This window comes from Paenibacillus sp. Dod16, from assembly GCF_049893405.1.
Taxonomy (GTDB): domain Bacteria; phylum Bacillota; class Bacilli; order Paenibacillales; family Paenibacillaceae; genus Paenibacillus_AQ.
In genome coordinates this window covers 21,498-48,319 of the sequence record NZ_JBNDYG010000014.1, presented here as the reverse complement: position 1 = coordinate 48,319, position 26,822 = coordinate 21,498, and the positions used below count along the sequence as shown (strand labels likewise).

Here is a 26,822-nt window from a genome sequence, read left to right as displayed (position 1 = left end):
GTCATTCTCCAGCCTCCCGAACCCGTTCCCAATCACTACCAGGTTATCAACTGAGGCTCAGAGGCAACGAGGGCGCCAAATTGGCTGTCCCGAAGGAATCGAGATTTCCACATGAAAACTGCGCTAATTCTCGGTGTATTACAACTCCGCTGTGCGCGCTATGATGATATTGGACTAACCGAAATAAGAAAAGCATGAATTTATCGCATGTATAACTGAGAGCGTTTCCATTCCAAGTATGCATAGAAATGAGGTTTTGCTCCATGAAATATCCATTCCAGAATCCGGATCTTCCGCTGGAAGAACGGGTTAACGATCTTGTATCCCGATTTACCTTGGACGAGAAAATCGAATTAATGTGCCAATACCAGGCGGAAATCCCCCGTCTCGGCGTGCAAAAATATAAACATGGCACCGAAGGCGCTCACGGCGTGGCATGGCTTGGCGAAGCAACCGTGTTCCCGCAAAATACCGGGCTTGCGTGCACCTGGAATCCCGAGCTAATGCGGGAGATCGGATCCGTCATCGCGGAGGAAGCCCGCGTCTATTACCAGCGCGACCGGGCCATCAACGGATTGACCATCTGGGCGCCCACGGTGGATCTGGAACGCGACCCTCGCTGGGGACGCACGGAAGAAGCCTACGGGGAAGACCCGCATCTGACCGGGGAACTCGCCACCGAGCTTGTGAAGGGCATGCAGGGAGACCATCCCTTCTATTATAAAACCGTAGCTACGCTGAAACACTTCTACGGCAATAACAACGAAGTTGACCGCGGCAGCGCCTCGGTAAGCATCGATCCGAGAAACAAGCGCGAGTATTATCTGAAGGCTTTCGAGGCACCGTTCCGGGAAGGGAAAGCCGGTTCCATGATGACCGCCTATAACGGCATCAACGGCACGCCGTGCAACCTGAACCATGAAGTAAACGACATCGTCAAACAGGAATGGGGCATGGACGGATTCGTGGTTGGAGACGCGGGTGACGTTCTGGGCACCGTTATGGACCATCATTATGTCTCTTCCTATGCAGAGGCCGTTGCCGGCTCCGTTAAAGCCGGAATCGACAGCATCACCGACGACCAGGACATCTCCTTCCGCGCGCTCCGTGACGCATTGGAGCAAGGGTTATTGGAAGAGCAGGATCTCGATCATGCCATCCGCAATTCCTTCCGTGTCCGGTTCCGCCTCGGCGAGTTCGATCCGGAAGAACGGAATCCTTACAGCCATGTTCCGGAGTCAAAGCTCTGCGCGTCCGAGCATGCCGAACTATCTCTGCGGGCCGCCCGGGAATCGATCGTGCTGCTGAAAAACGACGGATTGCTGCCCCTTCAGCGCGATCAGTTGAAATCCGCTGCTGTCATCGGGCCCCTGGCTAACGAAGCATTTACGGATTGGTACAGCGGCACGCCTCCATACCGGATTACGCCGCTTCAGGGCGTGCAGGAGAAAATGCAGGACCGCAGCGTCCATTTTCATACGGGATTAGATCAGGTACGTCTTCGTTCTGCTGTTAGCGGCCAATATGTCGCCCTATCTTCGGAAGAGAATGGCCGGCTGTTTGCAAACACGGCTGAATCTACCAATGCAGCGGTGTTCGAGCGGAACGACTGGGGCTGGGGTTCCGTCACGCTCCGGCTCGCCAGCAGCGGCAAATTCGTAACCGAAACCGAAACGGGACTGCACGCAACGGCCGACGAAGCTCGTGGCTGGTTCGTAAAAGAGGCATTCAGCTTTGAGGCGTTACCGGATGGAAGCTTTATGATGAAGAATTGGGAAGGCAAACCGATCCTGCTGGATGAGCATGGACGGCTTGTCGTTGGCGGTACCGAGGATACGGGAACGCCATTTGTCATCGAGACGGTTCAGGACGGCATCACTGAAGCCGTCGCAGCGGCAGCATCGGCTGAAACCGCCCTGGTATTCGTGGGGAACAGTCCGTTCATTAACGGCAAGGAAACGATCGACCGTCCCGACATTACGCTCCCGCCCGCCCAGCAAGCCTTAATTCAGGCGGTGTACGAAGCTAATCCCAATACGGTGGTTGTCATCGTAGGCGGGTATCCGTTCGCCGTGAACTGGGAACAGGAGCATGTGCCATCCATCCTCTTCACATCTCACGCCGGGCAGGAGCTGGGCCATGCGGTTGCCGACGTTCTGTACGGAGATTACAATCCGGGCGGCCGCTTAAACATGACGTGGTACAAGTCGACCGAACAGCTTCCGGACCTGATGGATTACGACATCATCAAAGGGAAGCGGACCTATCAATATTTCGACGGGGATGTGCTGTACCCGTTCGGTCATGGTCTCAGCTATTCCCGCTTCCATTACAGCGGTCTGTCGCTAAGCCAGCCGAAAATCACGGCTGAAGGCAGCGTAACCGTCACCGTTGCCGTCAAGAATGAGGGCCAGTTGGCTGGGGATGAGGTGGTCCAGCTGTATGTGAAGGCTGGTTCCTCCCGCGTCATCCGTCCTCTCAAATCGTTGAAAGGCTTCCGCCGCATCCATCTGGCCCCAGGCGCTTCGGAAACGGTTAGCTTTGAGCTCAAAGCGGAGGATCTGGCCTTCTGGGATGTCACCCGGGATCGCTACTGTGTTGAAAAAGGTAGTTATACGATCATGGCTGGACCGTCCTCCAGCCAATTGCCGGAAACCGCAGCCCTTCAAGTCGAAGGGGAGACGATCCCTCCACGCACGCTGCGCGAGCCTGTTCGAGCGGTGAATTATGACGACTACCAAGGTGTCTTCCTGGATGAATGCCGTGAAGGCGGCGAAAGCATCCGTTTAACCGGCGAAACGGGCTGGATCGCTTTCCATGACGTGGATCTCGGCGAATCCTCGGTAACGTTCCAAGCTAGGGTGAGCGGACATATCAAGGGCGGCGAAATCGTCATTACGACCGGCAGCCCGGATGGTCCTGCGGCTGGAAGCTGCAAGGTTCTGCCGACCGGAGGGCGCCAAGCCTGGACGACAGTCCAAGCTTCGTTAACGGGCCTGACAGGACGTACTGACGTCTTTCTTACCATGAAAGGCGAAGTACAGATTAGCTGGTTCCACATAAATTAAGCCAAGCAATAACCATAACCCTATAATCATGTGCCTCATCGATGGGTCATTTGAGCTTGTCAGCGTCTTCTAAACTTACCGATGTTCCATAGGACATCTGCCCTTCCTTTTATACCGGGGCAGATGTTCTTTTTTTGTTAGAATGAAATCAATTAAACCATGAACTGTTACAGAGAAGGACTCAGGCCTTCGTTGCTTACGAGAACAAAAAAAGATGAACCCTTTCCTAGGGTCATTTGTTTATTAGACATAACGCGAAGAAAGGAGTGCCTTGGATTGACGGAACGCGAGTTATTCGATTCTTATAACAAGGATGTGTACCGCACCTGCTACTACATGCTGCGGAACGCCCAAGATGCGGAAGATCTCTGCCACGACGTATTTGTCACCGTATTTCGTCAAGATTGGAGAAGCGTTGAACATACACGCGCCTGGATCATGCGCATCGCGATGAATCATTGTTTGAACCTGCTTAGAAGGAATCAGACCCAGCGAGACAAGCAAAGCCAGGTCGAGTGGCTCCACGAGCAGACAACGGCATCGGTTAAATCCGTAGATACCATCGTATTGGAAAAAGCAGCTGCGGGGGAATGGGAGAAACTGCTGCGGCAGCTTCCGGACAAGCTGATGGCCGTTGTCACGCTCCGCTATATCGGTGAGCTGTCGTTGGCGGAAATCGCCGAAACGCTGAAGATTCCCGTCGGGACGGTTAAATCAAGGCTTCACAAAGCATTGAAAGTCATGCGCAAAAAGCTCGAACAGAATAACGGCTTCTGGCTGAAGGGAGAGAACCAATTTGGAACGTTTTGAGGACAATTTGAAAAACCAGATGAAAACGGCGAATAACGTGTCTTATCCTGATTTTGACCGGATGTGGAGCAGTATCCAGCAGAATGAACTGAAGGTGGCCGGAGGTGAATCGGTTCCGCTTCGTCGGCAAAAACGAAAACGGATTGCAATCATCACCGGGATATCCGTCGCCTTGATGGCAACGCCGGTCTATGCAGCCCTAAACTATGATTGGTCCAATCTTCTGTCTTACAGGGCCGGTATCCAGACTGCATTGGAGCAGGGGCTTGGCCAGACGATTGAGCAATCCGTTACAAAGGATGGCATAACCTTAACAGTGCACACGGCGTTTATCGATGAGAACCGAACGTTCCTGCTCTACAGTCTGGATCCAGGTTCATCACGAGCTGGCGAGCAAGTAACCTTTGATCATATTGGACTTAAAGATAAAGAAGGGAACTCTATCGAGGGCCATTATTCCCATCAGTGGAACGCGGATGCAGGCGTATTCCAGGGGTATTTTGAGACCGATTGGGTGGCTGACGGCCAAACGGCGGATATTGAGTTTGCCATGGAGAATATCCGCTTTACCGGAGATGGAATACAGTCCATCAACTACGACCCTAACGATCAAAATACACAGGTATTCCCTATTCAGAAGGATGGCATCGACAGCGTGACCCTGCAATCTTTCGAACAAGCCGAAGGAAATGTCCTGCTCCGATCGGCCATTACGTATACGGATCCCGAGATGAGGAACAGAAGCTGGGTGCGGGTAGAGGCCGTCAATGACAAGAAAGAGACTATCAGGGAATCCAAGCCTTCCATTAATGGAACCCCGGGTACAGCTGGAGAATTTGTAAATCAGCAAATATTCAAGTCCGACCATTTGCTTGCAGAAGGAACTGCTTTCCAGCTTGCTTACGATCGCACGCTTGAAACCGCAGAGGGTACTTGGAGCTTAAATATGGCCTTGTCCAAGAAGCAAATGGACAACGGCACATTTAAAGAAGCGCTGAATATCCCTGTTGATCAAGTTCCTGGAGGAACAAAAGTCCATGAAATGATTGTTACGCCGACCCAAGTAAGGCTGATCCTGACCCATGAAGAAAAGTATACCCGTGTTCCTTACATGAATTATCAACTGGATGTAGGCGGGACGCTGTTGGACGGAGGTATGTGGTTTGTTCAGGGGCAACCCAGAACAACGGAGCTGCGCTTTGAAATGGCCGGACTGAATGCGGCCTCCCTGGCGAACCAGCCGGTGTCCCTGATCGCCAAGCACCGCGTTGATGAACATGCCGGAGACAAGAATCCAATCCGCTTGACCGGCATCTCAGCTGAGCATCAAAGCTTAACGTCCAACATTGCAGGTTATCCGATCACATGGACCTATTACATGAAGGACAATAATCTCTATGTGGAATCCTTCAGCTCCGACCCGACGTTCGGCGGCGTCAACCAAACCTATTATCTTGACGGTGAAGACCGAAATTATGGCATGCCGGCCATGATCGGCCTGCTCGGCGATGACAACAATAAACATATGGACGTGTATGAGAATTTCGACAAGACCGAGCTCAACATTTACGCTTGGAACTATACCACCCATAAACGGGACGATGTCCTGCGCGTTCCGCTTAAGGCCGGAAAATAACATATACGGAATAAACGATAAAAGAAACCCTCTGGATGGACATAAACAGTACCCGGAACGGCGCTTCTGCCAAGAAGCGCCGTTCCTTTTTCTGTCTTCCGTTCTCCACCTTTTTAGGGTTTCTTTCTTTTTTCCGTTTGAACATGTCACAATTCTGCACGGCTAACTGTCATATGGGTGAACATCCAAAATCATACGTAAAGGGGAACTGAACATGGAACTGCGAATGAATTACCGATTAGCCAATCCCGAAGCCTTCAAAACCCTGCTTGCCCTGGAGCAAGCGGCCCAAAAAAGCGGACTCGATCACAAGCTGTACGAGATCATTAAGCTCAGGGCATCCCAGATCAACGGCTGCTCCTTCTGCGTGGATATGCATTCCAAGGATCTGCTCTCCATGGGCGAAAGCGTGGACCGCCTCCTCCTGCTGCCCATGTGGCGCGAAGTTCCGATATATTCCGACGAGGAACGGGCCGTCATCGAACTGACGGAGTGCGTCACCAAGCTGTCCGAGGCCGGCGTTCCTGTAGAGGTATACGAACGCGTCCGCAAGCATTTTGACGAGAAACAATTCGTCGATTTGGTCATGGCGATCACAACGATCAATGCCTGGAATCGGATCGGTGTCGCTACAGGGCTGTTCCCGGGCTGTTTTGATTAAATAGCTGCAATTTATCCGGATTCACCACAAGGAAAATCTGGCGGATGCGGGATAAGTCGGGTTCCCACTCTACCGTTAGCACCATGGAGACCCTGCCGTCCCGCTTCAGCAATAAGCCGGGCTCTCCGTTTACGGAAACAGGCTCAAAGCCTTCTCGAAACGAGCCTTTGGCAGACAACCCCTCGAAAAACGCACGTACCCGTTCCACGCCCAGTATCGGATTAATGGCAGCCTTCGCTTTGCCGCCGCCATCCGATAGCAGCGTAACCTCTTCCTTCAAAAAAGACAGCAGCGGCTTAAAATTGCCCATATCGGACGCCCGCAGGAATGCTTCAACGAAGCGTTCCTGCGTTTCCGTCCGGGCGGTTTCTCCATTAGCCCTTTCCGTGGCCTGGCCCATTTTCTGCTTGGCACGGCTGAAGGTTTTGCGGCAGCTGATCTCCGTCTTTCCAAGCATCTCCGCTATGATCGGGTATTCAAGACCCAGCGTATCCTTGGCGATATAAATGGCACGCTCCAGCGGCGTTAACCGCTGAAGCAGCACCAGGTAGGCATAACCAATCGTTTCGCGGCGTTCCGCAGGATCGGACCGCGTCAGCATGTCATAATCCGGCATCGGCTCCGGGAGCCAGGGACCGGTATACGTTTCGCGCTGGCGTCTGGACGATTTCAACAGGTTGATGCAGCGGTTCGTTGTCATTTTGGCCAAATACGCTTTCTCGTTCAGCACTTCTCCCCGATCCATCTGCACGAATTGGGAAAAAACATCCTGTACGATGTCCTCCGCATCCGCTGCACTCCCCAGCATCCGGTAAGCCAGGCCGAACATCATCGGCTTGTATTCGGTATAGATTTGATCCAATAGCATCAGACACACCTTCTTAGTCAGTATATTTTCGGCATGAAAGCTACACCACTTCTAAGACAAATGAGCGATACCGCCTGTGACATCAGAAGAAGTTTTCCTCTACTCTACCTCATATCCCCAGATTCCCGGAAGGGTCAGTTTATCAGAGAGTTTGAAGGTCAACCAACACAGCGTTCGTCATCCAATATGTAGATTATGATAACATTCGATAAATCTATCGACATTTGGGTAATTTTTAAATAACATATGGAATGGCCTAACTACAGCGATAAAAGGTTGAAGAGTTTAGAAAGTAGGTAAAACATGAAAAAATCCACTCCTTTACGTCGCGTCGAATTCGGTTATTTTCTGCTGATTGCTCTCGCCGTGGTCCAGCAGTTGTTCATATTTTGGAACATCTATGTAAACCAAAGTTTTACTTTCACGGAATTCCTGTTCAGCGTTGGTACACTGGCCGCCTTATTGATCGGTTTCTTTCTTCCGGTAGGCGTGTCGACGGTGGCGGTTTTTGTGTATCTGGTCACTTATTTCGTATGGTTGTCCACGCTGGCCCCGGTCAATGCACTCACGCTGGCCTGGATTCTGCTGCTGCCCGCCAATACCGCCATTGCCATCTTCATCAAGCTGGCTCTGGTGAGAAGCCGGAGGTTCATCCGGCGTCTCGAGCAATTGAGGAAAACCAACCCGGATATCGACATCGACACCTCGCTTGGCAGCAAGGATGCTTTTGAAAGCACGCTGGTGAAACAAGCCAATCTGGCCAATCGGTATGCGGATCAGTACAGCTTCTGCATCATGATGTTTAAGCTCGATTTTCTCCCCCTGACCAGGGAGTCTGTCGGATCCCACCGTTTTGCCAAGCTGATTATGGAACTGTCGAGCACAATTCAGAAGCAGATTCGTTACGAAGACTATAAATTCTCTATTGGCGAAGGACGCTTTATCATTCTGTGCCCGCTCACCAAGCCGGAGTACCTCAAAAGCCTCATGGACCGCATCAAAGTCGCCATGATGAACGTACCCTTCCGTGACAAGAAAGGCATGTCCCTCAAGCTTGTGGTCCGTGCTGGCGGCCTTGTGTTCCAGAAGGAGCAATTCAGCCGATACGAAAATATCGATGACGTCATCTCTGCATTAGAACGGAATACCGAAACCGATCTCATCGGGGAATACATTTAATCAAGTTAAGTTGCCACCATCAATCAAAAGGAGGCTTGCAGCCGATGTCGTATACCACCTGGTTTATCCCTCTGTGCATCGGGGTCAGCATCATGTTCTCCATAGCCATCGTTATTCTGACGATGGCCACCTTAAGCTTCCGTTCAAAAGTCAAACGAAAATACGATCGGGGGAAGTTCAGTGACTGACTTTTTCCTGGTCGTCTCCATTATCAGTATATGGATTGCCGTGCTGGAATCGATCATTATTATGGCCGGGGCCATCGTGTTCATTCATAAACAAAACCGGCAGAAGCTGGTGAATCCGGGCAATCTGGAGGATTTCCCCACCGTGACGGTCATGGTGCCCGCGCATAACGAGGAATTGGTCATCCAGGCAACGGTAGAACACATTCTGCAGATGAATTACCCGCATCACAAAATGCAGGTGATTGTCATCGCCGACAATTGCAAGGATCATACGGCCGAGCGCTTAAGAGCGCTGCAAGCCAATGAACGTTACCGGGACCGCGACTTTCTTATTCTGGAGAGAACCGGAACCGGCGGTAAATCAGGCGCCCTGAACGATGCGCTCAAGCAGGCAACAGGCGAATGGATCTGTGTCTACGACGCGGATGCCGCACCCGAGAAAAATGCGCTGTTATTCCTGACGCAGAAAGCGATGGAGCAGCCCGAACGCTATGGGGCCGTCTTCGGCCGCAACAAGGCCCGGAACCGCGGGCAGAATTTTCTGTCCCGCTGTATCAATCTGGAGTTGGTGACCATTCAGCGCGTGCATCATACCGGGTTATGGCAGCTGTTTAAGCTGGGTACCATCCCCGGCACGAACTTTATCGTGAAAACCGCGCTCATTCAGGACATCTGCGGATGGGATGAGCATGCGATCACCGAAGATACCGCAATTTCGTTCGAGATCCTGACAAGAGGCCAGCTGATTGCACTGGCACCCCAAGCTGAAGCTTATCAGCAAGAGCCCGAGGACCTGAAGGTGTACATGAAGCAGCGCGAACGCTGGGCCAAAGGCAACTACAGCGTCGTCACGGATAACATTCATCATCTGTTCAATCGGACAAGCTGGCGGATTAAGCTGCATGTGCTGTATTACGCGGCCAGTTACTTCTGGTTTATGATTGCCATCATCATCTCGGATATTATATTTGTGACCAATATTGTGTATCAGATCATCGCGCTGTTTAATCCGGCCGTCGTCTCTCCCTTCAGGTTCGAGGGCGATGTCTATATGTATCTCATTATTGCCTGGGCCTTAATGTATTACATCTACGTCCTGCAGATTAACCTGGCGCTCGCAACGGACATCGGCCAGAGCAACACACGCAATTTCATTCTATCCTGCGTGTCGTACTTCACCTACGCCCAGCTGTTCCTCATCATATCTGTCAAAGCCTTCTACTCCATGATTGTTGATAAGATCACGGGCAGGGAGTCCAAGTGGTACAAGACGGAGCGGTTTGGATAGGAGAGTTGTGCATTTAATTTATGATAATGGAGAAAGAGCGAGATAGGACTGGATGGCCATGCTGCCAACGTCCTCAACTCGCTCTTTTTTTCATGCAAGCTTACCGATGTGGCATGCTTATTCTTCTACAGGCAAATGGAATTCAAGTTCCGGTATATATATTTTATGCTCTGCACTATACACAAAGGGTCTAATCGTGATGGATTTCGGTTTAGTTGGGAACGGCTCATACATGTACGTGTATTTAAGAGTGCTGCCGGAGCCGCTGCCCCTCCCACCAAGGGATTTGGCTATTTCCCCCTTCTCATTTATCACCTCGTAATCAATATTTATAAATTCATTCACTTTATATTGGCTGGGAACGTACTTAATGAACTCCTTAAGATCCTGACCCGGTTTTCCAGTGATGCTTACTATCATTTGCATTGTAGCTGGGGTGAATTTCAAACTGCTGATGCCCATATGAATATTGTCATGGATTTTGGGTTCTTCTGACTTAAGAACCACGCTATCTGCCGCACTGTTTTTGACGGGAATTTTGAATGTAAATGGCTCCGAGACGCTTATGTCTCGAATAACGACCTCCAATGTAAATTCGTCAGGCAATCCCTCCGGCGACAAGGTCACGATGTCCGAATTCGGAGCACCATCCCCTACTCTAGAAATGCTGTAACCGAAATCACCCAGCTCCTCTCCATCCGCATAAAATTGAATCCCGTTCACTTCCCCTTGCTGACTAGCTTTACTCCCCAATTGACCAAAAGATTCATTCTTGCCATCCCTTGTCGTCCGGGTTAGTACCATTGAAATTCGACTTCCGTCATACATGATTTCCGATATGCTCATCGTAATCCCATCATGGGTGATGCTCTGATCAATATCACTCGTCATTCCCTGCCGGCTAGCTGTTTTTAACCCCTCGTCCCCACCATTTATGAAAATGCTTCCTATAATCGGTATATTTCTCAATGCCTCGGCCATTACCGGGGAGATAAAGCCCGATCCGATAATCAAAAGTACCGACGCTACACCACCTATCAATAAACCCTTCAAACGCCGCTTCTTCTGAATGGGAGGATTATTTTCTAAAATTTGATAGGTATTATTAAGACGCATGCGGATTGCCTCCGGCAACTCCTGTGCCTCCTCTATTTCATCCTTAGCCTGTTCAAGCTCATGATTAAGGTCATATTTCATACGTTAACCTCCCTTTCCCTGTGATTAGCCAGCCATTCCGATAGCGTGATTCTTGCCCTGTGGAGACGCGTCTTAACGGCGCCTTCGTTCAAATCAAGCATTTCCGCAATCTGCCGTAAAGGCAGGTCACGAAAATAGTGCAGGATAATGATGGTACGGGATACTTCCTCCAACCGGTAAACCGCCTCTCGCAAATCGATATTGACATCAAGGCTTGGTGTAATATGTTCGGCTTGATCCAGGTTGAGCAAAGGGATCACATGGCTTTTTTTACGCAGGATCATGTTGCATTCATTGATCAGGATGCGAAGCAACCAAGTTTTAAATAGGGGCGCTTGTCTTAGACTCGGGAGTGACTTGTATGCTTTTAATATGGCTTCCTGCATGGCATCTGCACAATCCTCGTCGTGTCGGAGTATGGCTTTCGCTATGTTGTACATTTGCAGTTCTAATGGCTTTATAAGCTTGATAAACGCTTCATGGTTTCCCTTCTTGGCGAGTTTGACCTCTAATTCTTGCTCATGCTGCACTTCCAAGGAATAACCTACCTCCCTTCAAGGCATCATCTTAACGCATTTTATGATTGTTGGATTCAATAATTAGATAGTCAGGACTTCCAAAAGGTTACAAATGATGTATGTATTATAACGAATAAAAAACTCCCGCAAGTTCAGTGAACTCACGGGAGACAATTGGTTAGTTATATTTGATACGTGAAATTCTCGTGGCATGCTGGAGTGCGCACCCCATAGTTAATACTAAAATCAATCTCTGTGTCTACATTCTTCAAAACTTCGATGTCTTACTTAGTTTTCTCTCAGCTTCTTCTGCTCATTACGAAGTTTCTCAGGTGTCACGTCATTTCCGGCGGGATCCACGATGCTTAATCCCGAGAAGGTGCTTAGCACCTGTCCGCGAATTTCATGCAGATAGTCCGTGCGCAAAACTTGCTGTTCGGCTTTTTCCGCAGCAGTGAGTGTGCCCTCCCGCTGTTTTTTAGCCAATTCATTAATCCGGGTTAAGCTTTGAATCATGATATCCCTCTTTTCCATATGATTTTGATTTATCAATTATCTTAATATAAAGATATAATAAACAAAGATATTTGTCAACCCCTGCCAGCTTTCATGATCAACAGGCGCATTTGTGATTTTTTCCCTACCCAAAGTCTCTTCACTTCCTTAAACTTGGTGTTTAAGGTTTATTTATTTACAAATCGTGGTTAATGTTAGTATTGAAAACTTTGCGTTCGCAGCATAATAAAAATACGGGTTCTGATTCCTTAGGAAAAATTACTTATCCCTTTCTGACAGAACATGAAATATAATAGAGGAACTTAACTTTAATCAACTGGGGGAACATCTATGAAATCTCAGCTCAACAACCCAGCTTCAACAGGAAAAAATGATCGGTTTTCCTCTGCTGGATTTATTCTGGCCGCGATCGGGAGCTCTGTCGGCCTCGGAAACATGTGGAAGTTCCCTTACATTACGGGAGAACATGGCGGTGCAGCATTCTTCCTGCTCTTTATCGTCTGCCTCATCGTGATCGGTTTGCCTGTCCTGCTGGCAGAACTCGCCATTGGACGAGCTGGCCGCGGGAGTGCCGCAACTTCCTTTGTCAAAGCGGGCGGACCGAAAGCCTTCGGGCACCTGGGATTGCTCCAGGTTATTGCACCATTTCTCATTCTGACCTTCTATGTCATTGTGGCAGGCTGGACGCTTCATTATGCGGTCATGTCATTTAGCGGCAATCTGTACAACAACACCGATTTCGGTGGCCAATTTACTGCGTTTACGGAAGGTTACATGCCGATTATATGGCAAATCGTCGCTATTGCGATCTCAGGATGGGTGGTAGCTAAAGGCATCTCCGGAGGAATCGAAAAATTCAACAAGGTTCTGATCCCGGGCCTGATCATTCTGTTGATCGTATTAATGATCCGCGCGGTAACCTTGCCTGGAGCCGGCGAAGGCATATCCTTCTTCTTAAATCCTGATTTCTCGAAGCTGAGCCCGGAAGCGGCGCTGGTCGCGTTGGGACATGCCTTCTTCTCCCTCTCGCTGGGGATGGGGATTCTGTTGACCTACGGCGCTTATGTGGATAAGCGGCAATCGCTAGGTCCGGCAACCCTCGCCATCGGCGCGGGCGACCTGATTTATGCGTATATTGCCGGGCTTATTATATTCCCGACAACCGCTTCCTTCGGGATCGAGCCCAATGCCGGCCCTTCTCTTGTCTTCATTGCCTTGCCGGCTGCCTTCTCGGCCATGCCGCTGGGTGCTTTTTTCGGGGGATTGTTCTTCATACTTCTAGCCATCGCCGCCTTAACCTCTTCCGTCTCATTGATGGAGGTCCCAACCTCTTATGTCATGGACCGCTGGAATTGGGGACGTACCAAAGCTGTATTGGTCATCTGCGCGCTGGTTATGCTGGTCGGTCTACCCTCCGCGTTGTCATTCGGCATCGTACCCGGGCTTACCGATATCGGCGGCAAAAACTTCTTTGACTGGCTGGATTTCGTCACATCGAACATTCTGCTTCCGCTCGGGGGGCTGATCACCACTATCTTTGCAGGGTACTTCTGGAAGAGAGCGGCAGATGCCGCCGGCCTAAAAGCCGGCTGGTTCCGGGTATGGCTGTTCATGCTCCGTTATATCGCGCCGGTTCTCGTATTACTGGTGCTGCTCCATACCACGGGCGTGATCAAGTTCGATTAATTGGCAGCCAAGGCAATCTCATCGCCAAAATGGGGGCGAATGGGGTTGCCTTTTTCTATATCCTTGCCCATTCATATTCATCTTCTGTACTACATTCGATTATTCTATCGATATCAATCCAGCAAGGAAATTGTAAAAAAGGGCGGGCTAGTAATGAATTTTGAGTATGCATTTGGTGTTGGATTAACCTTTATTCAATACCTCCTACTGTTCTTCTGGGCATATTGGATGCTGATCAGTCTCTTCGGCTTTGGAAAACCCAAGAGACTGAAAGAACATAAGCCTTTGAAAAGATTTCTTCTGATGATTCCTGCACACAACAAAGAAGCGGTTATCGGACACCTTGTAGAGAATCTTCATAACATGGACTACCCGAAGGAGCTCTATGAAGTGTGCGTTATTGCTGATGGATGTAAGGATAAAACAAGTGAGATCGCTGAAAAACTTGGTGCTACCGTTATTGAACATACATACCTGCCAGGAGAGCAAAAGGGGAAACCTTATGGAATCAAATACGCAATTGAGCAGTATGGCGACAAGTTAATCGATGATTTTGACGGTATCGCCTTCTTCGATGCCGACAACCTCGTCTCGTTGAATTATTTAAGGGAAATGAATAACCACTTGTTGAACGGGGATCAATTAATACAATGTTACCTGGATTCCAAGAATCCAGATGACAACTGGGTGACCATAGGTTACTCCGTAAGCTACATTTTCATGAACCGCTCTTGGCAGCTTGCCAAGTCCAGATTAGGCTTAGGAAACGCGATCGGTGGAACCGGGTTCTGCGTAGACACGACTCTATTCAAAACCATCGGTTGGACCGCTCGATCCTTAACGGAAGACCTTGAGTTTACTATGCAGTGTTTGCTTGAAGGGGTACCAGCTAAATGGTGTCACTTTGCGCGCGTGTACGATGAAAAGCCGGAAAGCTTCAAATCTTCCTGTATTCAACGTCTCCGATGGGCAAGAGGGCATTGGGATGTCTGCTTCAAATACGCTCACAAATTAATTTGGAGATTCATTAGCAAGCTGGACTTCAAAGCTTTTGATGGTTTTATGTACCTTATTAATCCTGGCAAAATTGTTTTGAGTGCAACCACTGGTCTCCTTGTTCTCATGTCTATGGCTACCGACTTATTAGATGCTCATCATTTGATTCCTTGGCAAATTTGGGTGATGTGCTTGTTATTCCAATTCATTTATGTAGGATACGCACAGTTTCTTGACTCGAAAAATAAAGTAAGCCTCTTTCGGAGCTATGCATACCTGTACTTCTTCAATCTAACTTACGTCCCGCTGTTCCTTTGGTCACTCATTACGATGAAGAACGTGAATTGGAATCCTACAAAGCATACAAGAGCTATTCATTTGAGCGATATTGAAGTAGAAAAATAAATGTGAAGCAAATGGCAAACAAACACCACTTTGAGTAAATATATAAAACAACGAAATGTTATATCATATTAACTGCGATCTCTACTTGAATATCAAATCCGTCATCCACTCAGAAAAAAAACAACAAACCATGTGCTCACATTTACGCGAGCGCATGGTTTGTTCATGTACATCTATAGCGGACAATAATACAAATATATCGCCTTCACCGACTCTTTACAGGACCGGTAGATGCTCCAACCACCAATTCCGCAGGCAATCGCTTCTCAACTGCTACATCATCGTGATTCATGATGCCGAGTACCGTTTCAATCGCCAGCCTCCCCATTTCTTCCTCGTTCTGCCGCATATGGGTAAACAAATAGCCCTCACCGATATTTAGCTGCGGACTGTCAAAGCATACGATGGATAAATCCTCCGGCACCCGCAAACCGAGGCGCTCTGCAGCGACCTTGGCCAGCAAAGCAATGTTATATTCGATCGCAAAAAAGGCAGTAATTGCCGGGTGATCCTGCAAGTGCTGAACGATCCGCTGGATTTCCCGTTCAATATTGCTCTCGTAGAAGGCATTAGGCAAAGTAGCCGTCACGTCACTAATCCAGATCTCCTTATCAAACGCGATGCCCCGAGCGGCATGAGCCTGCACGAACCCTTCAATCCGCTCTTCCACCGCTGTCGTGTCCCTAGGTGGAGGAGACAGCAGGGATATATAACGATGTCCCAAATCAAATAAATGCTCCACTACCTGAACGGCTGCTCCCAGATTATCTGTACTGATGGAAGCGGCTGCGACTCCCTTCAGCTTGCGATCAATCAGGACAAGCGGAAAACGGGCAATGACCAGCTTTAATATTTCGGCATTGAAATATTCCCCCTGAGCGGGAAAAACGATGAGACCGTTCACGCCGAGATTGCGCAGCTTCTGAATGGATAATTCCTCATTATCCTGGTCTCCAAACGTTCTGCGCAGTACCAGAAAACAATCATTCTCTCTCGAATACTGCTCCATGCTGTAGACAAGGCGTGTTCCGTAGCTTGAAGAAAAGTCTGTAATGACAAGACCGATCATCTTCTCTTGGCTAGCTGCTCTGACAACTCCGCCCTCTGAGGAAAATGTTTCCCTCTGTGCCACGGGCTCATCCGGGTCAGCTACGAAGGATCCCTTGCCCGGCTTACGCACAATCACGCCTTCAGCCGCCAGCATATCTAATGCCTTCTTGCTCGTAATTCGACTAACTCCGTATTCGTCCGCGAGTTCCTTCTCCGAAGGGACTTTATCGCCAATGCGGAAAATATGTGTGGAGATCTTTCGCTTCATCTCGTTAAAAATCTGTTCATACATCGGCTTTGCGGAAGCTGCGTCTTTCAAATTGATATCCCTCCAACGGTACTCCAAAACATGCTAATTCGTATAACAATATAACATGATATATTTAATTTGTCCATGTTGCGCGGATAACCGCTTACATAAATAATCAGATCATCCTTCCCTAGACAATCCCATACATGACAAAACAGCGCCGCATGATCTTTCGCTCCGAAAGATTCATGCAATAGCGCTGTTCCCTGTCGACTACCTACTCCGTGTATTGAACTATTCCTTCACGGCCCCCAGGACGATTCCGTGGATTAAATAACGCTGCAAAAATGGATAGATGAGCAGAATTGGAATCATGGAGACCAGAATTTTGGCAGAATTTAGGGTCGTGTTGGAGATTTTATTAAACTGCTGAAGCTGTTCGACCGAGAGATTTTGCATCTGGTCGCGCGTCAGGCTGAGCTGCTGCAGATAGGTCTGAAGCGGTATTTTCTCGCTGTCATTGATCAGGATGATCCCGTCAAAGAAATTGTTCCAGTGACCGACGATGACAAACAGCGTAATGGTCGCCAGACTGGGCATGGAGATCGGGATGAAGATCTTGAGCAGGATTTTCAGCGGACCGGCACCGTCAATGAATGCGGCCTCCTCCAGCTCCTTCGGAATTCCCTTGAAGAAGTTCATCAGGAGAATCACGTTGAAGACAGGAACCGCACCCGGAAGAACCAACGCCCAGATGCTGTTGATCAACCCCAGCTTGCTGATCACCATATACCAGGGGACGATTCCTCCACTGAAGAGCATCGTAAACACGATAATCCACATGTATTTGTTTCTCGATCGGAACTGCGTGACGCTCCGTGACAATGGGTAAGCCATAAGGATGGTTAAGATCATGTTGATCGCTCCCCCAAGCAGCACCCGTTCCACGGATATGAGGAACGCCTTCCAAAACTTCGTGTCATTCAGTATCTGCCCGTAGGATGAGAAGTTCAGCTCCACCGGAAAAAAGTAGACCCGGCCGGCATTCACAGCCGTGCTGCTGCTGACGGACACCATAATCGTATTGACGATGGGGGCCAGCGACACAAATGTAATTAGAACGAGCGCGAGCATAATCATCAGGCGGGACAGCCTTGAGCCCAGCGTTTTGGATTGAATCATGCTAACCCTCCTAGAAAATCTTGTACCCCGCATACCTTGAGGCCAGCCTGTAGGATATAACGATCAGAACAAAGCTGATGACCGACTTCATCAGTCCAATTGCCGTTGCGAACGAATACTGCATATTGATCAGACCCATGCGGTACACAAACGTATCGATAATATCACCCGTCTCGTAGACCAGCGGATTATACAGGTTGAACACCTGGTCAAATCCCGCATTGAGCACATTGCCGAGACTCAGCGTGCCCAGCAGAATGATCGTCGGAAACATGCCCGGCAGCGTGATATTCAGGGTCTGCTTCCAGCGGCTCGCGCCGTCCATTGCGGCGGATTCATACAAAGCCGGATTAATCGCCGTCAATGCAGCCAAGTACACAATCGTCCCGTAACCGAATTCCTTCCAGGTATCCGTCACGATGAGCAGCGGCCTGAACCAGTCGTTGCTTGCCAGAAACATGATCCGCTCCAGCCCCAGAAACTCAAGGAAATTGTTAATCATGCCGTCAAAGGAAAAGATCATGGTCAGCATCGTGCCCAGGACCACCCATGACATAAAATGCGGCAAATACACAATGGTTTGAATCGTGCTTTTGAAGAGCTTCAGACGCACCTCATTCAGCAGCAGGGCGAATACGATCGGCACAATCAATCCGAGAACAATCTTCCCGACCGCGATGACCAGCGTATTGATGAAGATCTGCTTGGCATCCGGCAATTGAAACATATACGTAAAATTGTCGAGACCTGCCCATGCGGAACCGAGTATTCCTTTTGCGGGGATGAACTTCTGAAAAGCCATGACCACTCCGAACATCGGCACAATCGAGAAAATGAACAGCATGGCCATGCCAGGCAGCAGTATCGCATGATAGGTCATTTCGTCAAAGGTTTTACGTTTCTTTTTCTTCCGGTATCGTACTTCCAGCTCTTGATTGACGGTTGTTTCCACTTGCGCCATCGTCCGCTTCACCTCCATCATGTCCCTGTCAGGACAAGCCTTATCGAATAAAAAAGCCCGCGCGGCTGACCACCATAGCCCTCCGCGCCAAGGCCCATGCTATCTTTATCTACTGCTCATCTCGTTGACCTCTTCCGTAATCTCATCGCCTCCGGTACGCTTCCAGGTGTTCACGAACTTATCGAATTCATCAACGGGAGCTTGTCCCATAATAATTTTCAATATGGTCTCCTCTTCGAGCTTTTGGAGGTTGGCCCACTTCAGCTTCATCGTCTCGGTGGTTCCATAGAAGCCGGCAGGAATCACTTCCAGATTCGGATTGTTCGCTTCGCGCTGGCCTTCAATGCGGGAGAGGTATTCGCCGTATGTGTTCACGTCGATGGCATTTCCTTTTTCCTTGAATTCCTGATACGCCTTGAAGGACACCACCCGATCTTCCTGAACGGAGGAAGCATCACCGGATTCATCCGCCTTCATCAGATCCTCGTAATAACGTTTCAACACATCGTCATAATCCACTTGCATCGGAATTTGTGTCGGATCATTATTCCAGCGGCTTGCGTCTGTCAGCATCTCATCGGGGTGCTCTTTCTTGTAATTGACCGCATCATCGGTTAAGGAGTACAGGAAATCGGTTGTTAGATTGACCGATTTCATGATCGCTTCGGGATGGGCGAAATCCTTCTTGACTACGACGATACCGCCGCCCACCGGATCCTGACGGATGGTCTTGAACTTGCCGTTCTCATCCACGGGTGCCGATACAGCAACCCAGACAGCATCGGGATCCTGCTTGATGGAATCCTTGTAGTTGGTGTAGCCGATCCACCATGGGTTAAACAGTATCCCTACCTGCCCGTTGATCACAAGCGCTTCCTTCTCTTCATTCGTTCGGACGGCGAACTGTTTATCAATCAGACCTTCTTTGTACATGGCGCTCAGCTCCGCCAACGCTTGCTTCATCTCGGGCTGAACCGATCCATACACAACCTGGCCATCCTTCTCGATCCAGTTCATTGGAAAAGCACCGCGTGCAGCAAAAACTGGTGTAAAGTTCATGGCATTGGAATCCATCACCATCCCAACCGTTTTGCCTGTTCCCGAGGCGTCTTTCTCTACGAACGTTCTGGCGAGATTCCATACATCCTCAACGGATTCCGGCATCTGTGCGCCGACTTTATCCACCCAGTCCTTCCGTACCCACAGCAGCTGGTGCTGGTTTCCGATATTCGTCATCGGGAGGCCCATGATCTTACCGTCCACCTTGACTTGGTCCAGCAGCAAGTCGCCATAAGAAGCGTAGATATTCTTGACGCCGTCGGATGCGGTCTTCTCGTACACCTCCGTCATATCGGCAATCAGGTCGTTATCCACCAGCTGGTTGAAAATATCGCGGCTGACCAGCATAACATCCGGCAGATCGCCCGTTGTCATCGACAGCGACAGCTTCTGATCCATATCGTCCGTCTCCCAAGCCACCTTAGCTTTTACGTTCACCCGGTCTTCCACATAGCGGGTAGCCAAATTGTCCTCAATCGTATCGCCGGGAGGCAGGTTGTTCACATGATTGGTATTCCGGCCGATCGTAAATTCCACCGGCGTTTCGTATTTCCCGTAAGGCTCATAGTCCTGTTCTRAAATTTGCGGCTGTGCGCTGTCCCCAGCGCTCCCGCCGCAGCCGCTGAATACTGTCAGCATCATGCACCCGAGCAGCAGCGAGGCCATCTTTTTACGCTTGTTCATCCTGTCATCCCCTTTTTCTCGTTTTGGTTGATAACCAAATTGTATGCGGTTTCATAATTGGCGTATATGCAACATTTTTTGGATATGTATCACTTTTTTCATGACCTTCTTCGTTCTCAACTGCAAACCCCAAAAAAGCGGCTGCTTCAGCACACCGCTTTCATTAACAACACTATGGATAATGGATGGGAATAACGCTCGCTGTTCAGGAGGCTGGAATAACCATGGATACTTCCGTTCCGCTGCCTGGTTCGCTATGAATATCGAGTCCGTAATCCAGTCCGTAATACAGCTTGATCCGGTCGTTCACGTTCCGAACGCCGCAGCCGCCGCTCTCTCCGGCCAGCAGCCTCGACGCCTGCGCGGGAGTCATGCCCACCCCGTTATCGCTGACGATAAGTTTCATGCCCCCTTCGACCCGGCTAACCCCAATATGAATGTGGTAATCTGCCCCTCCAGCCTCCACAAAACCGTGCTTGATGGCATTCTCCACGATCGGCTGCAGAATAAAATGAATGATCTCGGTATCTAATACATCCTCATCGATATGGTAATCCACGTCAAATCGGCCATCGTTCATGATAAGCTGCAAATCCAGATAAGCCTTGATGTGCTGCACCTCATCCTTGATCGTAGCCATATGCCTCCCCTGATTCAGCGTCGTTCTATAGAACCGGGCCAATGCCGATACCATATAACTCGTTTCGATATCCACTTTCTTCTCGGCCCTCCACCGAATAAAGGAGAGGGTGTTGTATAGGAAGTGCGGATTAATCTGATTAATCAGCTTGTTATATTCGCTTTCCCTCTTGGCGATTTCCGCTTGATACACCTGGGAGATTAGACTGTTAATCCGTTTCAGCATTTTGCCGATGCCATTGGTCAACTCGCCGAATTCGTCCCGAGATGCGCTCTGAATGATCACCTCGAGGTTGTTCTGCTCCACCTTGTCTACCTTGTTCTTGATATGGATAATTCGGCGCGTAAAGTTGTTGGAGATCACATAAATGAGCAGAAATGTAATGATCAAGCTGAGGATCATGACAAACAACGTAATTTGAAAAATACCCAGCGCATTTGCATATGCATTCGTATTCAGCAGATTATAGTGAATCGTCCATCCATTATTGGCGAGCGACCGGCTTAGGTTCAGACCGCCCTTCTCCCCACTCTCCAAATCGGCTGAAGCATCGGACTCCTTCCTTTCCTTGAAAATCACACGCTGCTCAGCATCCTCGATATGAACCGCTACATGCTCCGACAGTTTGTCCATATCAGCAAAGATGCTGTCATGCTGAATGGAAATCACCATGAAATTGCTGTCCTTGGGATTGCTGATCAATTCCTGGACGAGATACAACTTCTCTCCGTCCACAATCCAGCGCCTTCCGCGAAATCCATCGTACCAAGACTTGCTCTTGAGTTCCCCGATGGGCAAAATATTATCGCGAATCCCGAGCAGTTCTCCGGATGTATAAAAGGTAATGGCCTCAATATCATCATCCATTAGCCGAATGTTCGAGATCAATGGCTCCAGAATGTCCCGGAAATCCAGGTACATGTTAAAATAGTTCTCTTCATAGTCCTTAATGAAAATTTGCGATAGCTCCCGGTTGAGTACCATGAACTCGCTCAGCGTATTGTACCGGTTGATCTTATAGTCCATTATGTTGGCCACCTGTTCCAGGCTGGCTTCCGCTTCGCTCCGTAATTCCTTCATCTGAATGCGGTAGGACTGGATGAAGGAGAGCAGTCCTAGCAATAGAATCGGAATGAGTGCAATGATGAGATGGGACAACAGCAGCTTGTTGCGGAACCGGATATCATTGAACTTGCTCTTTATCCATCCGATCATGGAGCACCCCGCACTCTCTGTATTGTAAGGGACTTACGCCGAACTTGCTCTTGAACAGCTTGGCAAAATAAGAGTGGTTGTCGATACCCACCGCTCCTGCAATATCATTGACCTTCATATTTGAGTGTTTCAGTAGATAGCTCGCCCTCCGCAGGCGGTAGTCGGTCAAATACTTCGAGAAGTTCTCACCGGTTTCTTTTTTAAATAAAATGCTCAAATACCCCGGGGACAGGTACACATCCTCGGCGGCATCCGACAACGAAATATCCCGCTGGTGATGATCCTTCACATAGTCTTTAACCTGACGGATGACCTTCGATTCGATCGTAACCTGTTCAAGCTCCCCGCCATAAGGACTGATCTGTGTAATATCCTCCATCACCTGCAGAAACTCTTCCCTGACAAGCGGTTTAAGCAAGTAATTTACCACGCCCAATCGGATAGCGCTGCGGGCATACTCAAATTCGTCATACCCGCTGCAGATGACAATTTTTAAATCCTGCTGGGTCTTTCGGGCTTGCTTGCTCAGTTCCAGTCCGTCCATAAGAGGCATTCTGACGTCGGTGATCAGGATGTCAATCGCGTTTTGCAGCAGAATACGCTTTGCACTCATTCCGTTCTCGGCTTCCAATACCTGAAAGGGGAAGCGGTACTGAAAGATCAAATCCTTAATGCCTTCTCTTTGAATGGACTCATCGTCAACAATAAGAACATTAAACATCAGACAATCTCCTTTGCTTGTGAAAGTATGGGGCTGATATAGGGAAATATAGGTTGTTATAATGGTATACCTGTTTTGTCGTAGTATATCACAGTTTCAAGAAAGGGCTTTCAAATTCATGTGTAAGACGGTGCAGCCGTCAAGCCTTTTGCTTACTTCGACAATGCATGATTGCCGATTAGAGAAGCTTCATCCGCGATTGAGCCATGTGGAGGTCAGGGATCTGACGTTCGAGCTCATTCAGCACCGCTTTACCAAAACGGCCAAAAACATGATTTTAAAACGTTACCCCAAATTCCAGCACATGCCGATCAAAGAACATCGCCCCCCAGGAGATCAGCAGGATGGCAAAAATCGCGACCGTTACACCATACAGAAGCAGAAAATCCACAGACTGCGGCTGCTGCAAGCATACCGGCATGAGCCTCAAACCGTGCAGCTTTCATTCCTGTATAATGCATTCCGCATACGGCGAAGCCCATGACAACCGCCGAACCCCACTTGAGAAAGCTGGATTTGGGATGATTCCGAAAACGGAGAAACAATAATAAAGCCGCATAAGAGGCTACCAATGCAATGATGGCGGACAGTACCCAAATGCCGGGATCATAACTAATTTCGGCATGTATGACCATGGCCTCCATTCCCATGTAATGCATGGCAACGATGCCGCTTCCCATAATGAAGCCGCCAATGGCGATTTTGAACCAGTTAATATTTCTGGGCATCGTAATATAAAACGCGATGAAGGAGGAAACCACGCTGACGAGCATCGACATGATGGTCAGAAAGACATCGTATCTCACATTCATATTCATGTGCATCGCCAGCATGCCGACAAAATGCATGGACCAAATGCCGCTTCCCATGACCATGGCCCCGCCGAATAGCCAAAAAAACTTGGATTTGCCGTTCGCATCCGAAATTTTCGACGTAATATTTAAAGCCGAGTATGAAGCAAGTATAGCAATTGCAATTGAGAGCCCAACAATATAATAGTTATAATTGCCGTCCATCTGAGCTGTACACACCCCTTTTGTGAGTAATTCTTAAGTCCTATGAAGATCATACGTTTCCTAGCGGATAACGTTTCTATTAATTCACGGTGACTCGCCCCGGTGCATATCAGAAAAAAGCAATGTTTATTTCCGAGGCTTCCCAGCCCTGCACCATATCCATATTATATCTTTAGTAACTATTCAATTTCTCGACAAACAGAGAAATGTTCGAACGCTCCCGGATTGAGATGAGTCTAAAGCACTAAATTATTCTACGGGTATCTCGACTTATCCTCTGTCCTATGAGAAATGATGAGCGACAACACTCTATTTAGGTAATAAAAAAAGCTGCGGGTCCTTTATTAGGTCAGCAGCTTATATTTTGTCTGTCCTCAAGGTGTAACTACCTTCGCTTTCCCATTCAAGTACATCTCGCCCCATTCACAGATTTGATCAAGGATCGGTTGCAGCGAAACGCCCATTTCACTCAGCTCGTACACGACCTTAGGCGGCACTTGATTAAAGACCGTTCGCGTGATAATCCCATCCTCCTCCAGCTCCCGGAGCGTCTGGGTTAACATTTTCTGCGTAATATCCGGCATCTGCTTCTTAATTTCACTCGTTCGCTTGGGGCCATAACTTAAGTGACACAGCACAATGACCTTCCACTTGCCGCCGATGACGTCCATGGTCGCCTCAGACGGAATATTGTATTGTCGCTCCCCATTCATAAGAACTTCTCTCCTTTTTGAACGTAAGTGGCATATCTCTGACAACAGGCACTTTGGGGTACTAATGATACTTTTAGGTGCTTATAGAACAATTAAGTGCGTACTTCCTTTCCGTCATTATATGTTACATAATCCCCTTATACCAGTACTGCATCATAAAAACATGGGGGTGAAATAACATGCAGCGTATTTACATTGCCGGAGGTTATGGCGTAATCGGGAGTGCCGTTGCCCGGCATATCCGAACGATCAATCAAGAAACCGAGATTATTCTCGCCGGAAGGAATCCCGAGAAGGGGAGCTTATTGGTACAGGAGCTAGGAAACGCCCGCACCGCTTTTTTAGATATCCGCCAGGGTCTGGCTCCAGGGGAGCTGGATCAAGCCGACCTCATCGTTTCTACGATTCAGGATCCGGCCGACTTCCTCATTCAAGAAGCCCTTGCAAAAGGAATTGCACATATCGGGATCACGAAGCTTGCCGACGAGCTGACACCTATGCTATTCGCCATGCTAACCTATCCCCCTCAAGCACCGATTGTCCCTCTGGGACATTCGCAAGCGGGAATCCTGACCTTGGTCGCGTATCAGGAGGCGAAATCTTTCCAAAGCGTCCAATTGATCGGCTTGGCGGGTCACTGTGATGAACGCGATCCGATGGGCCCTATGACGCTGGAAGATACCGAAGGGTTTATCAACCGTGCCCTTATCCGGGAAAACGGGAGATGGAAATGGGTTGAGGCTGCAAAGTATCCGAGGAGCATAAGTCTTTCTAATGGTCTCCGGGTAGAAGGCCATCCCATGAGTTTATTGGATATTCCAAGCCTCGCGGCTGTTACGGGAGCGCCTAATATTCGATTCGACTTCGCCATCCATGACTCCATAGGAACACGGGCTGGAGGCAGGGCCTCCCAAGACCTCTACATTGACCTTGAAGGCGTACTTCTTGACGGCCGTTACGCGAAACGGAGAATCACGTTGACCGATCCGAAGGGACAGGCGCATTTTACGGCCCTTGGTATTCTCCTGTCCATTGAGCGCATTCTGGGCTGGGACGGCTCATCTCCTGCTCCCGGAGGCTTCTATCTACCGGAAACGCTGGTTCCTCTTGAAACCGCAATGGCACGTATTGAACAATTTGGCATTCAAATTCGAAGAGAAGAAAGAGTAGGTGAATCCTCATGAAGGTATTAACAGTTGTTACACATCCACGTGAAAATTCCTTTACATTTGCAGTAACCGAGAAGTTTGTACAAGGGCTTAGGGACGCCGGGCATGAAGCGGAAATTCTGGACCTCCACCGCATCGGTTTCGATCCGGTCCTGTGGGAGGCAGACGAACCCGATTGGTCTGACCCTTCCAAGATCTATTCTCCTGAGGTTGAGGCTGAAATCGCACGGATGAAGGAGCACGACGCGCTGGCCTATATCTTCCCGGTATGGTGGTACGGAGTCCCTGCCATGCTGAAAGGGTATATCGATCGTGTCTGGAATCATGGCTTCGCTTACGGCGGCGGCTCAAAGCTTCATCACCAACAGGTGTTATGGCTTGCGTTAGCAGGGGCTTCGGAGGATCATTTCGCCAAGCGGGGCTATGATCAGATGTTATCCCTTTCCCTCAATGTTGGAATGGCCGACTACTCCGGAATCAAGAATTCCCGTGTGGAATTCTTCTATGATACGCTAGAGGCCAGACCGGAGCATATGGAGAGTTTGCTCGAACGAGCTTATCAGCTAGGATTGCATTATGCGGATTCATAATAGTGCATTGCACGGTCCCTGAAGAACACAATAGCCTTAGTCCGCGATGAATCCTGGACTAAGGCATATTTGTTGAATTAGCTTGAAATGATTTAACACAGAAGCTTACGAATTACGCATTGCTGCTCGTTTCGACGGATTCATTCACCTCGATCAGTTCAACAACGGCCTCACTTTTCAGCGTATTGCCGATCGTGCAGGCTCGTTCTACAACAGATTTCAGCTTCTCCTTGTAGGCGGGATCCAGCGTTTGCGGCAGCGTGACATGGACGTTAAAATGCGAGAACTTATTGCTTTTATCCTCTGCCTTTACCGACGACACTTCGATATGAATGGAGGATTTATCATACTCCACGCCGTCGTAAGCCATTATTTTTTGGAGCGATATGGACACGCATAGCGCCAAGGACGCTTCCAGCAGCTCTCTCGGAGACAAGCCGCCCTCCAGATTCGGGCCGTGGTTTCCGACAAGCTGAACCCCCGCCTCATTGAATATCCGATCCTGACCCTCTACGATTTTTAACGTTGTCATGTTTTTAGCCTCTTTTCTTTTAGT

At 49.0% G+C, this 26,822-nt stretch carries 24 protein-coding genes and 1 pseudogene; 12 read left to right on the top strand and 13 right to left on the bottom strand.

Annotation, left to right across the window (positions count from 1 at the left end; genetic code table 11):
• The first annotated feature begins 263 nt into the window (after positions 1-263).
• The 4 genes from ACPV3A_RS12685 (at position 264) to ACPV3A_RS12670 (ending at position 6,175) form a co-directional block, all read left to right on the top strand.
• The gene (locus ACPV3A_RS12685; RefSeq protein ID WP_426199848.1) at positions 264-3,068 is read left to right on the top strand and encodes a glycoside hydrolase family 3 C-terminal domain-containing protein; all 2,805 of its coding nucleotides are present in this window, start codon (positions 264-266) and stop codon (positions 3,066-3,068) included.
• A 276-nt stretch (positions 3,069-3,344) separates the two neighbouring features.
• Positions 3,345-3,878, top strand: a complete 534-nt coding sequence (locus ACPV3A_RS12680) for an RNA polymerase sigma factor (RefSeq protein WP_426199847.1) — start codon at positions 3,345-3,347, stop codon at positions 3,876-3,878.
• Positions 3,865-5,514 (top strand): DUF4179 domain-containing protein, encoded by a 1,650-nt coding sequence (locus ACPV3A_RS12675; RefSeq protein ID WP_426199846.1) that lies wholly within the window; start codon positions 3,865-3,867, stop codon positions 5,512-5,514. Before ACPV3A_RS12680 ends, ACPV3A_RS12675 begins: the two co-directional genes overlap by 14 nt.
• Positions 5,515-5,728: 214 nt before the next feature.
• Entirely contained in the window at positions 5,729-6,175 is a 447-nt protein-coding gene (locus ACPV3A_RS12670) for a carboxymuconolactone decarboxylase family protein (protein ID WP_426199845.1), read from the top strand.
• On the opposite strand, the gene ACPV3A_RS12665 is transcribed toward ACPV3A_RS12670, so the two are convergent.
• The gene (locus ACPV3A_RS12665) at positions 6,144-7,043 is read right to left on the bottom strand and encodes a sigma-70 family RNA polymerase sigma factor (RefSeq protein WP_220686825.1); all 900 of its coding nucleotides are present in this window, start codon (positions 7,041-7,043) and stop codon (positions 6,144-6,146) included. The two genes, ACPV3A_RS12670 and ACPV3A_RS12665, sit on opposite strands and share 32 nt — an antisense overlap.
• Before the next feature lie 303 nt (positions 7,044-7,346).
• On the opposite strand from ACPV3A_RS12665, the gene ACPV3A_RS12660 reads away from it, so the two are divergent.
• Genes ACPV3A_RS12660 through ACPV3A_RS12650 form a run of 3 tightly spaced genes read left to right on the top strand, consistent with a single transcriptional unit; the run spans position 7,347 to position 9,698 of the window.
• Positions 7,347-8,222: a GGDEF domain-containing protein gene (locus ACPV3A_RS12660; RefSeq protein ID WP_426199844.1), complete on the top strand. Its 876-nt coding sequence runs from the start codon at positions 7,347-7,349 to the stop codon at positions 8,220-8,222.
• Between the two features lie 44 nt (positions 8,223-8,266).
• Entirely contained in the window at positions 8,267-8,410 is a 144-nt protein-coding gene (locus ACPV3A_RS12655) for a hypothetical protein (RefSeq protein ID WP_339295391.1), read from the top strand.
• On the top strand, positions 8,403-9,698 hold the full coding sequence (locus tag ACPV3A_RS12650; protein WP_426199843.1) for a glycosyltransferase family 2 protein: 1,296 nt from the start codon (positions 8,403-8,405) through the stop codon (positions 9,696-9,698). Before ACPV3A_RS12655 ends, ACPV3A_RS12650 begins: the two co-directional genes overlap by 8 nt.
• 117 nt (positions 9,699-9,815) lie before the next feature.
• Here the strand turns inward: ACPV3A_RS12650 and ACPV3A_RS12645 are convergent, their stop codons facing one another.
• From ACPV3A_RS12645 to ACPV3A_RS12635, 3 genes are all read right to left on the bottom strand, one after another.
• Positions 9,816-10,895, bottom strand: a complete 1,080-nt coding sequence (locus ACPV3A_RS12645) for a DUF4179 domain-containing protein (RefSeq protein ID WP_426199842.1) — start codon at positions 10,893-10,895, stop codon at positions 9,816-9,818.
• Positions 10,892-11,425 (bottom strand): sigma-70 family RNA polymerase sigma factor, encoded by a 534-nt coding sequence (locus ACPV3A_RS12640; protein WP_220687533.1) that lies wholly within the window; start codon positions 11,423-11,425, stop codon positions 10,892-10,894. Before ACPV3A_RS12640 ends, ACPV3A_RS12645 begins: the two co-directional genes overlap by 4 nt.
• Positions 11,426-11,701: 276 nt before the next feature.
• Positions 11,702-11,929 carry a DUF896 domain-containing protein gene (locus ACPV3A_RS12635; protein ID WP_194540555.1) on the bottom strand — a complete coding sequence of 76 codons (228 nt, stop codon included), beginning with the start codon at positions 11,927-11,929 and terminating at the stop codon, positions 11,702-11,704.
• A 330-nt stretch (positions 11,930-12,259) separates the two neighbouring features.
• On the opposite strand from ACPV3A_RS12635, the gene ACPV3A_RS12630 reads away from it, so the two are divergent.
• Together ACPV3A_RS12630 and ACPV3A_RS12625 are read left to right on the top strand one after the other, a co-directional pair.
• Positions 12,260-13,615, top strand: a complete 1,356-nt coding sequence (locus tag ACPV3A_RS12630) for a sodium-dependent transporter (RefSeq protein WP_426199841.1) — start codon at positions 12,260-12,262, stop codon at positions 13,613-13,615.
• Positions 13,616-13,768: 153 nt separating this feature from the next.
• Positions 13,769-15,016, top strand: a complete 1,248-nt coding sequence (locus tag ACPV3A_RS12625; RefSeq protein ID WP_426199840.1) for a glycosyltransferase family 2 protein — start codon at positions 13,769-13,771, stop codon at positions 15,014-15,016.
• A 205-nt stretch (positions 15,017-15,221) separates the two neighbouring features.
• On the opposite strand, the gene ACPV3A_RS12620 is transcribed toward ACPV3A_RS12625, so the two are convergent.
• From ACPV3A_RS12620 to ACPV3A_RS12595, 6 genes are all read right to left on the bottom strand, one after another.
• Positions 15,222-16,385, bottom strand: coding sequence for a GntR family transcriptional regulator (locus tag ACPV3A_RS12620; RefSeq protein ID WP_194540552.1), 1,164 nt, complete (start codon positions 16,383-16,385; stop codon positions 15,222-15,224).
• Between the two features lie 225 nt (positions 16,386-16,610).
• Positions 16,611-17,498, bottom strand: a complete 888-nt coding sequence (locus ACPV3A_RS12615) for a carbohydrate ABC transporter permease (protein WP_098741533.1) — start codon at positions 17,496-17,498, stop codon at positions 16,611-16,613.
• A gap of 10 nt (positions 17,499-17,508) precedes the next feature.
• On the bottom strand, positions 17,509-18,459 hold the full coding sequence (locus tag ACPV3A_RS12610; RefSeq protein WP_426199839.1) for an ABC transporter permease: 951 nt from the start codon (positions 18,457-18,459) through the stop codon (positions 17,509-17,511).
• 105 nt (positions 18,460-18,564) lie between these two features.
• Positions 18,565-20,202, bottom strand: coding sequence for an extracellular solute-binding protein (locus ACPV3A_RS12605; protein WP_426199838.1), 1,638 nt, complete (start codon positions 20,200-20,202; stop codon positions 18,565-18,567).
• 205 nt (positions 20,203-20,407) lie between these two features.
• Positions 20,408-22,057, bottom strand: a complete 1,650-nt coding sequence (locus ACPV3A_RS12600) for a sensor histidine kinase (RefSeq protein WP_426199837.1) — start codon at positions 22,055-22,057, stop codon at positions 20,408-20,410.
• A complete protein-coding gene (locus ACPV3A_RS12595) occupies positions 22,026-22,778 on the bottom strand; it encodes a response regulator transcription factor (protein WP_194540549.1) in 753 nt (250 codons plus the stop codon). Before ACPV3A_RS12595 ends, ACPV3A_RS12600 begins: the two co-directional genes overlap by 32 nt.
• Positions 22,779-22,995: 217 nt before the next feature.
• Here ACPV3A_RS12595 and ACPV3A_RS12590 point away from each other — a divergent pair.
• A pseudogene (locus ACPV3A_RS12590) lies at positions 22,996-23,109 on the top strand (spore photoproduct lyase family protein); the annotation flags it as partial.
• Here ACPV3A_RS12590 and ACPV3A_RS12585 read toward each other — a convergent pair.
• On the bottom strand, positions 23,090-23,590 hold the full coding sequence (locus ACPV3A_RS12585) for an MHYT domain-containing protein (protein ID WP_426199873.1): 501 nt from the start codon (positions 23,588-23,590) through the stop codon (positions 23,090-23,092). The pseudogene ACPV3A_RS12590 and the gene ACPV3A_RS12585 overlap by 20 nt on opposite strands.
• A 578-nt stretch (positions 23,591-24,168) precedes the next feature.
• Positions 24,169-24,507 carry a winged helix-turn-helix transcriptional regulator gene (locus ACPV3A_RS12580; protein WP_216532872.1) on the bottom strand — a complete coding sequence of 113 codons (339 nt, stop codon included), beginning with the start codon at positions 24,505-24,507 and terminating at the stop codon, positions 24,169-24,171.
• Between the two features lie 179 nt (positions 24,508-24,686).
• Here ACPV3A_RS12580 and ACPV3A_RS12575 point away from each other — a divergent pair, with 179 nt between their 5' ends.
• Both ACPV3A_RS12575 and ACPV3A_RS12570 read left to right on the top strand, forming a co-directional pair.
• Positions 24,687-25,691: a hypothetical protein gene (locus ACPV3A_RS12575; RefSeq protein ID WP_426199836.1), complete on the top strand. Its 1,005-nt coding sequence runs from the start codon at positions 24,687-24,689 to the stop codon at positions 25,689-25,691.
• On the top strand, positions 25,688-26,266 hold the full coding sequence (locus ACPV3A_RS12570) for an NAD(P)H oxidoreductase (RefSeq protein ID WP_426199835.1): 579 nt from the start codon (positions 25,688-25,690) through the stop codon (positions 26,264-26,266). The genes ACPV3A_RS12575 and ACPV3A_RS12570 overlap by 4 nt, the downstream gene beginning before the upstream one ends.
• A 112-nt stretch (positions 26,267-26,378) precedes the next feature.
• Here the strand turns inward: ACPV3A_RS12570 and ACPV3A_RS12565 are convergent, their stop codons facing one another.
• Positions 26,379-26,798 (bottom strand): OsmC family protein, encoded by a 420-nt coding sequence (locus tag ACPV3A_RS12565; protein ID WP_426199834.1) that lies wholly within the window; start codon positions 26,796-26,798, stop codon positions 26,379-26,381.
• Between the last annotated feature and the right edge of the window lie 24 nt (positions 26,799-26,822).

Excerpts from the sequence above, each read along its gene's own strand:
- ACPV3A_RS12685 (WP_426199848.1), top strand. The coding sequence starts at position 264 with ATGAAATATCCATTCCAGAATCCGGATCTTCCGCTGGAAGAACGGGTT.
- ACPV3A_RS12670 (WP_426199845.1), top strand. The coding sequence starts at position 5,729 with ATGGAACTGCGAATGAATTACCGATTAGCCAATCCCGAAGCCTTCAAA.
- ACPV3A_RS12665 (WP_220686825.1), bottom strand. The coding sequence starts at position 7,043 with ATGCTATTGGATCAAATCTATACCGAATACAAGCCGATGATGTTCGGC.
- ACPV3A_RS12660 (WP_426199844.1), top strand. The coding sequence starts at position 7,347 with ATGAAAAAATCCACTCCTTTACGTCGCGTCGAATTCGGTTATTTTCTG.
- ACPV3A_RS12655 (WP_339295391.1), top strand. The coding sequence starts at position 8,267 with ATGTCGTATACCACCTGGTTTATCCCTCTGTGCATCGGGGTCAGCATC.
- ACPV3A_RS12645 (WP_426199842.1), bottom strand. The coding sequence starts at position 10,895 with ATGAAATATGACCTTAATCATGAGCTTGAACAGGCTAAGGATGAAATA.
- ACPV3A_RS12635 (WP_194540555.1), bottom strand. The coding sequence starts at position 11,929 with ATGATTCAAAGCTTAACCCGGATTAATGAATTGGCTAAAAAACAGCGG.
- ACPV3A_RS12630 (WP_426199841.1), top strand. The coding sequence starts at position 12,260 with ATGAAATCTCAGCTCAACAACCCAGCTTCAACAGGAAAAAATGATCGG.
- ACPV3A_RS12625 (WP_426199840.1), top strand. The coding sequence starts at position 13,769 with ATGAATTTTGAGTATGCATTTGGTGTTGGATTAACCTTTATTCAATAC.
- ACPV3A_RS12615 (WP_098741533.1), bottom strand. The coding sequence starts at position 17,498 with ATGATTCAATCCAAAACGCTGGGCTCAAGGCTGTCCCGCCTGATGATT.
- ACPV3A_RS12610 (WP_426199839.1), bottom strand. The coding sequence starts at position 18,459 with ATGGCGCAAGTGGAAACAACCGTCAATCAAGAGCTGGAAGTACGATAC.
- ACPV3A_RS12600 (WP_426199837.1), bottom strand. The coding sequence starts at position 22,057 with ATGATCGGATGGATAAAGAGCAAGTTCAATGATATCCGGTTCCGCAAC.
- ACPV3A_RS12595 (WP_194540549.1), bottom strand. The coding sequence starts at position 22,778 with ATGTTTAATGTTCTTATTGTTGACGATGAGTCCATTCAAAGAGAAGGC.
- ACPV3A_RS12585 (WP_426199873.1), bottom strand. The coding sequence starts at position 23,590 with ATGAATGTGAGATACGATGTCTTTCTGACCATCATGTCGATGCTCGTC.
- ACPV3A_RS12580 (WP_216532872.1), bottom strand. The coding sequence starts at position 24,507 with ATGAATGGGGAGCGACAATACAATATTCCGTCTGAGGCGACCATGGAC.
- ACPV3A_RS12575 (WP_426199836.1), top strand. The coding sequence starts at position 24,687 with ATGCAGCGTATTTACATTGCCGGAGGTTATGGCGTAATCGGGAGTGCC.
- ACPV3A_RS12570 (WP_426199835.1), top strand. The coding sequence starts at position 25,688 with ATGAAGGTATTAACAGTTGTTACACATCCACGTGAAAATTCCTTTACA.
- ACPV3A_RS12565 (WP_426199834.1), bottom strand. The coding sequence starts at position 26,798 with ATGACAACGTTAAAAATCGTAGAGGGTCAGGATCGGATATTCAATGAG.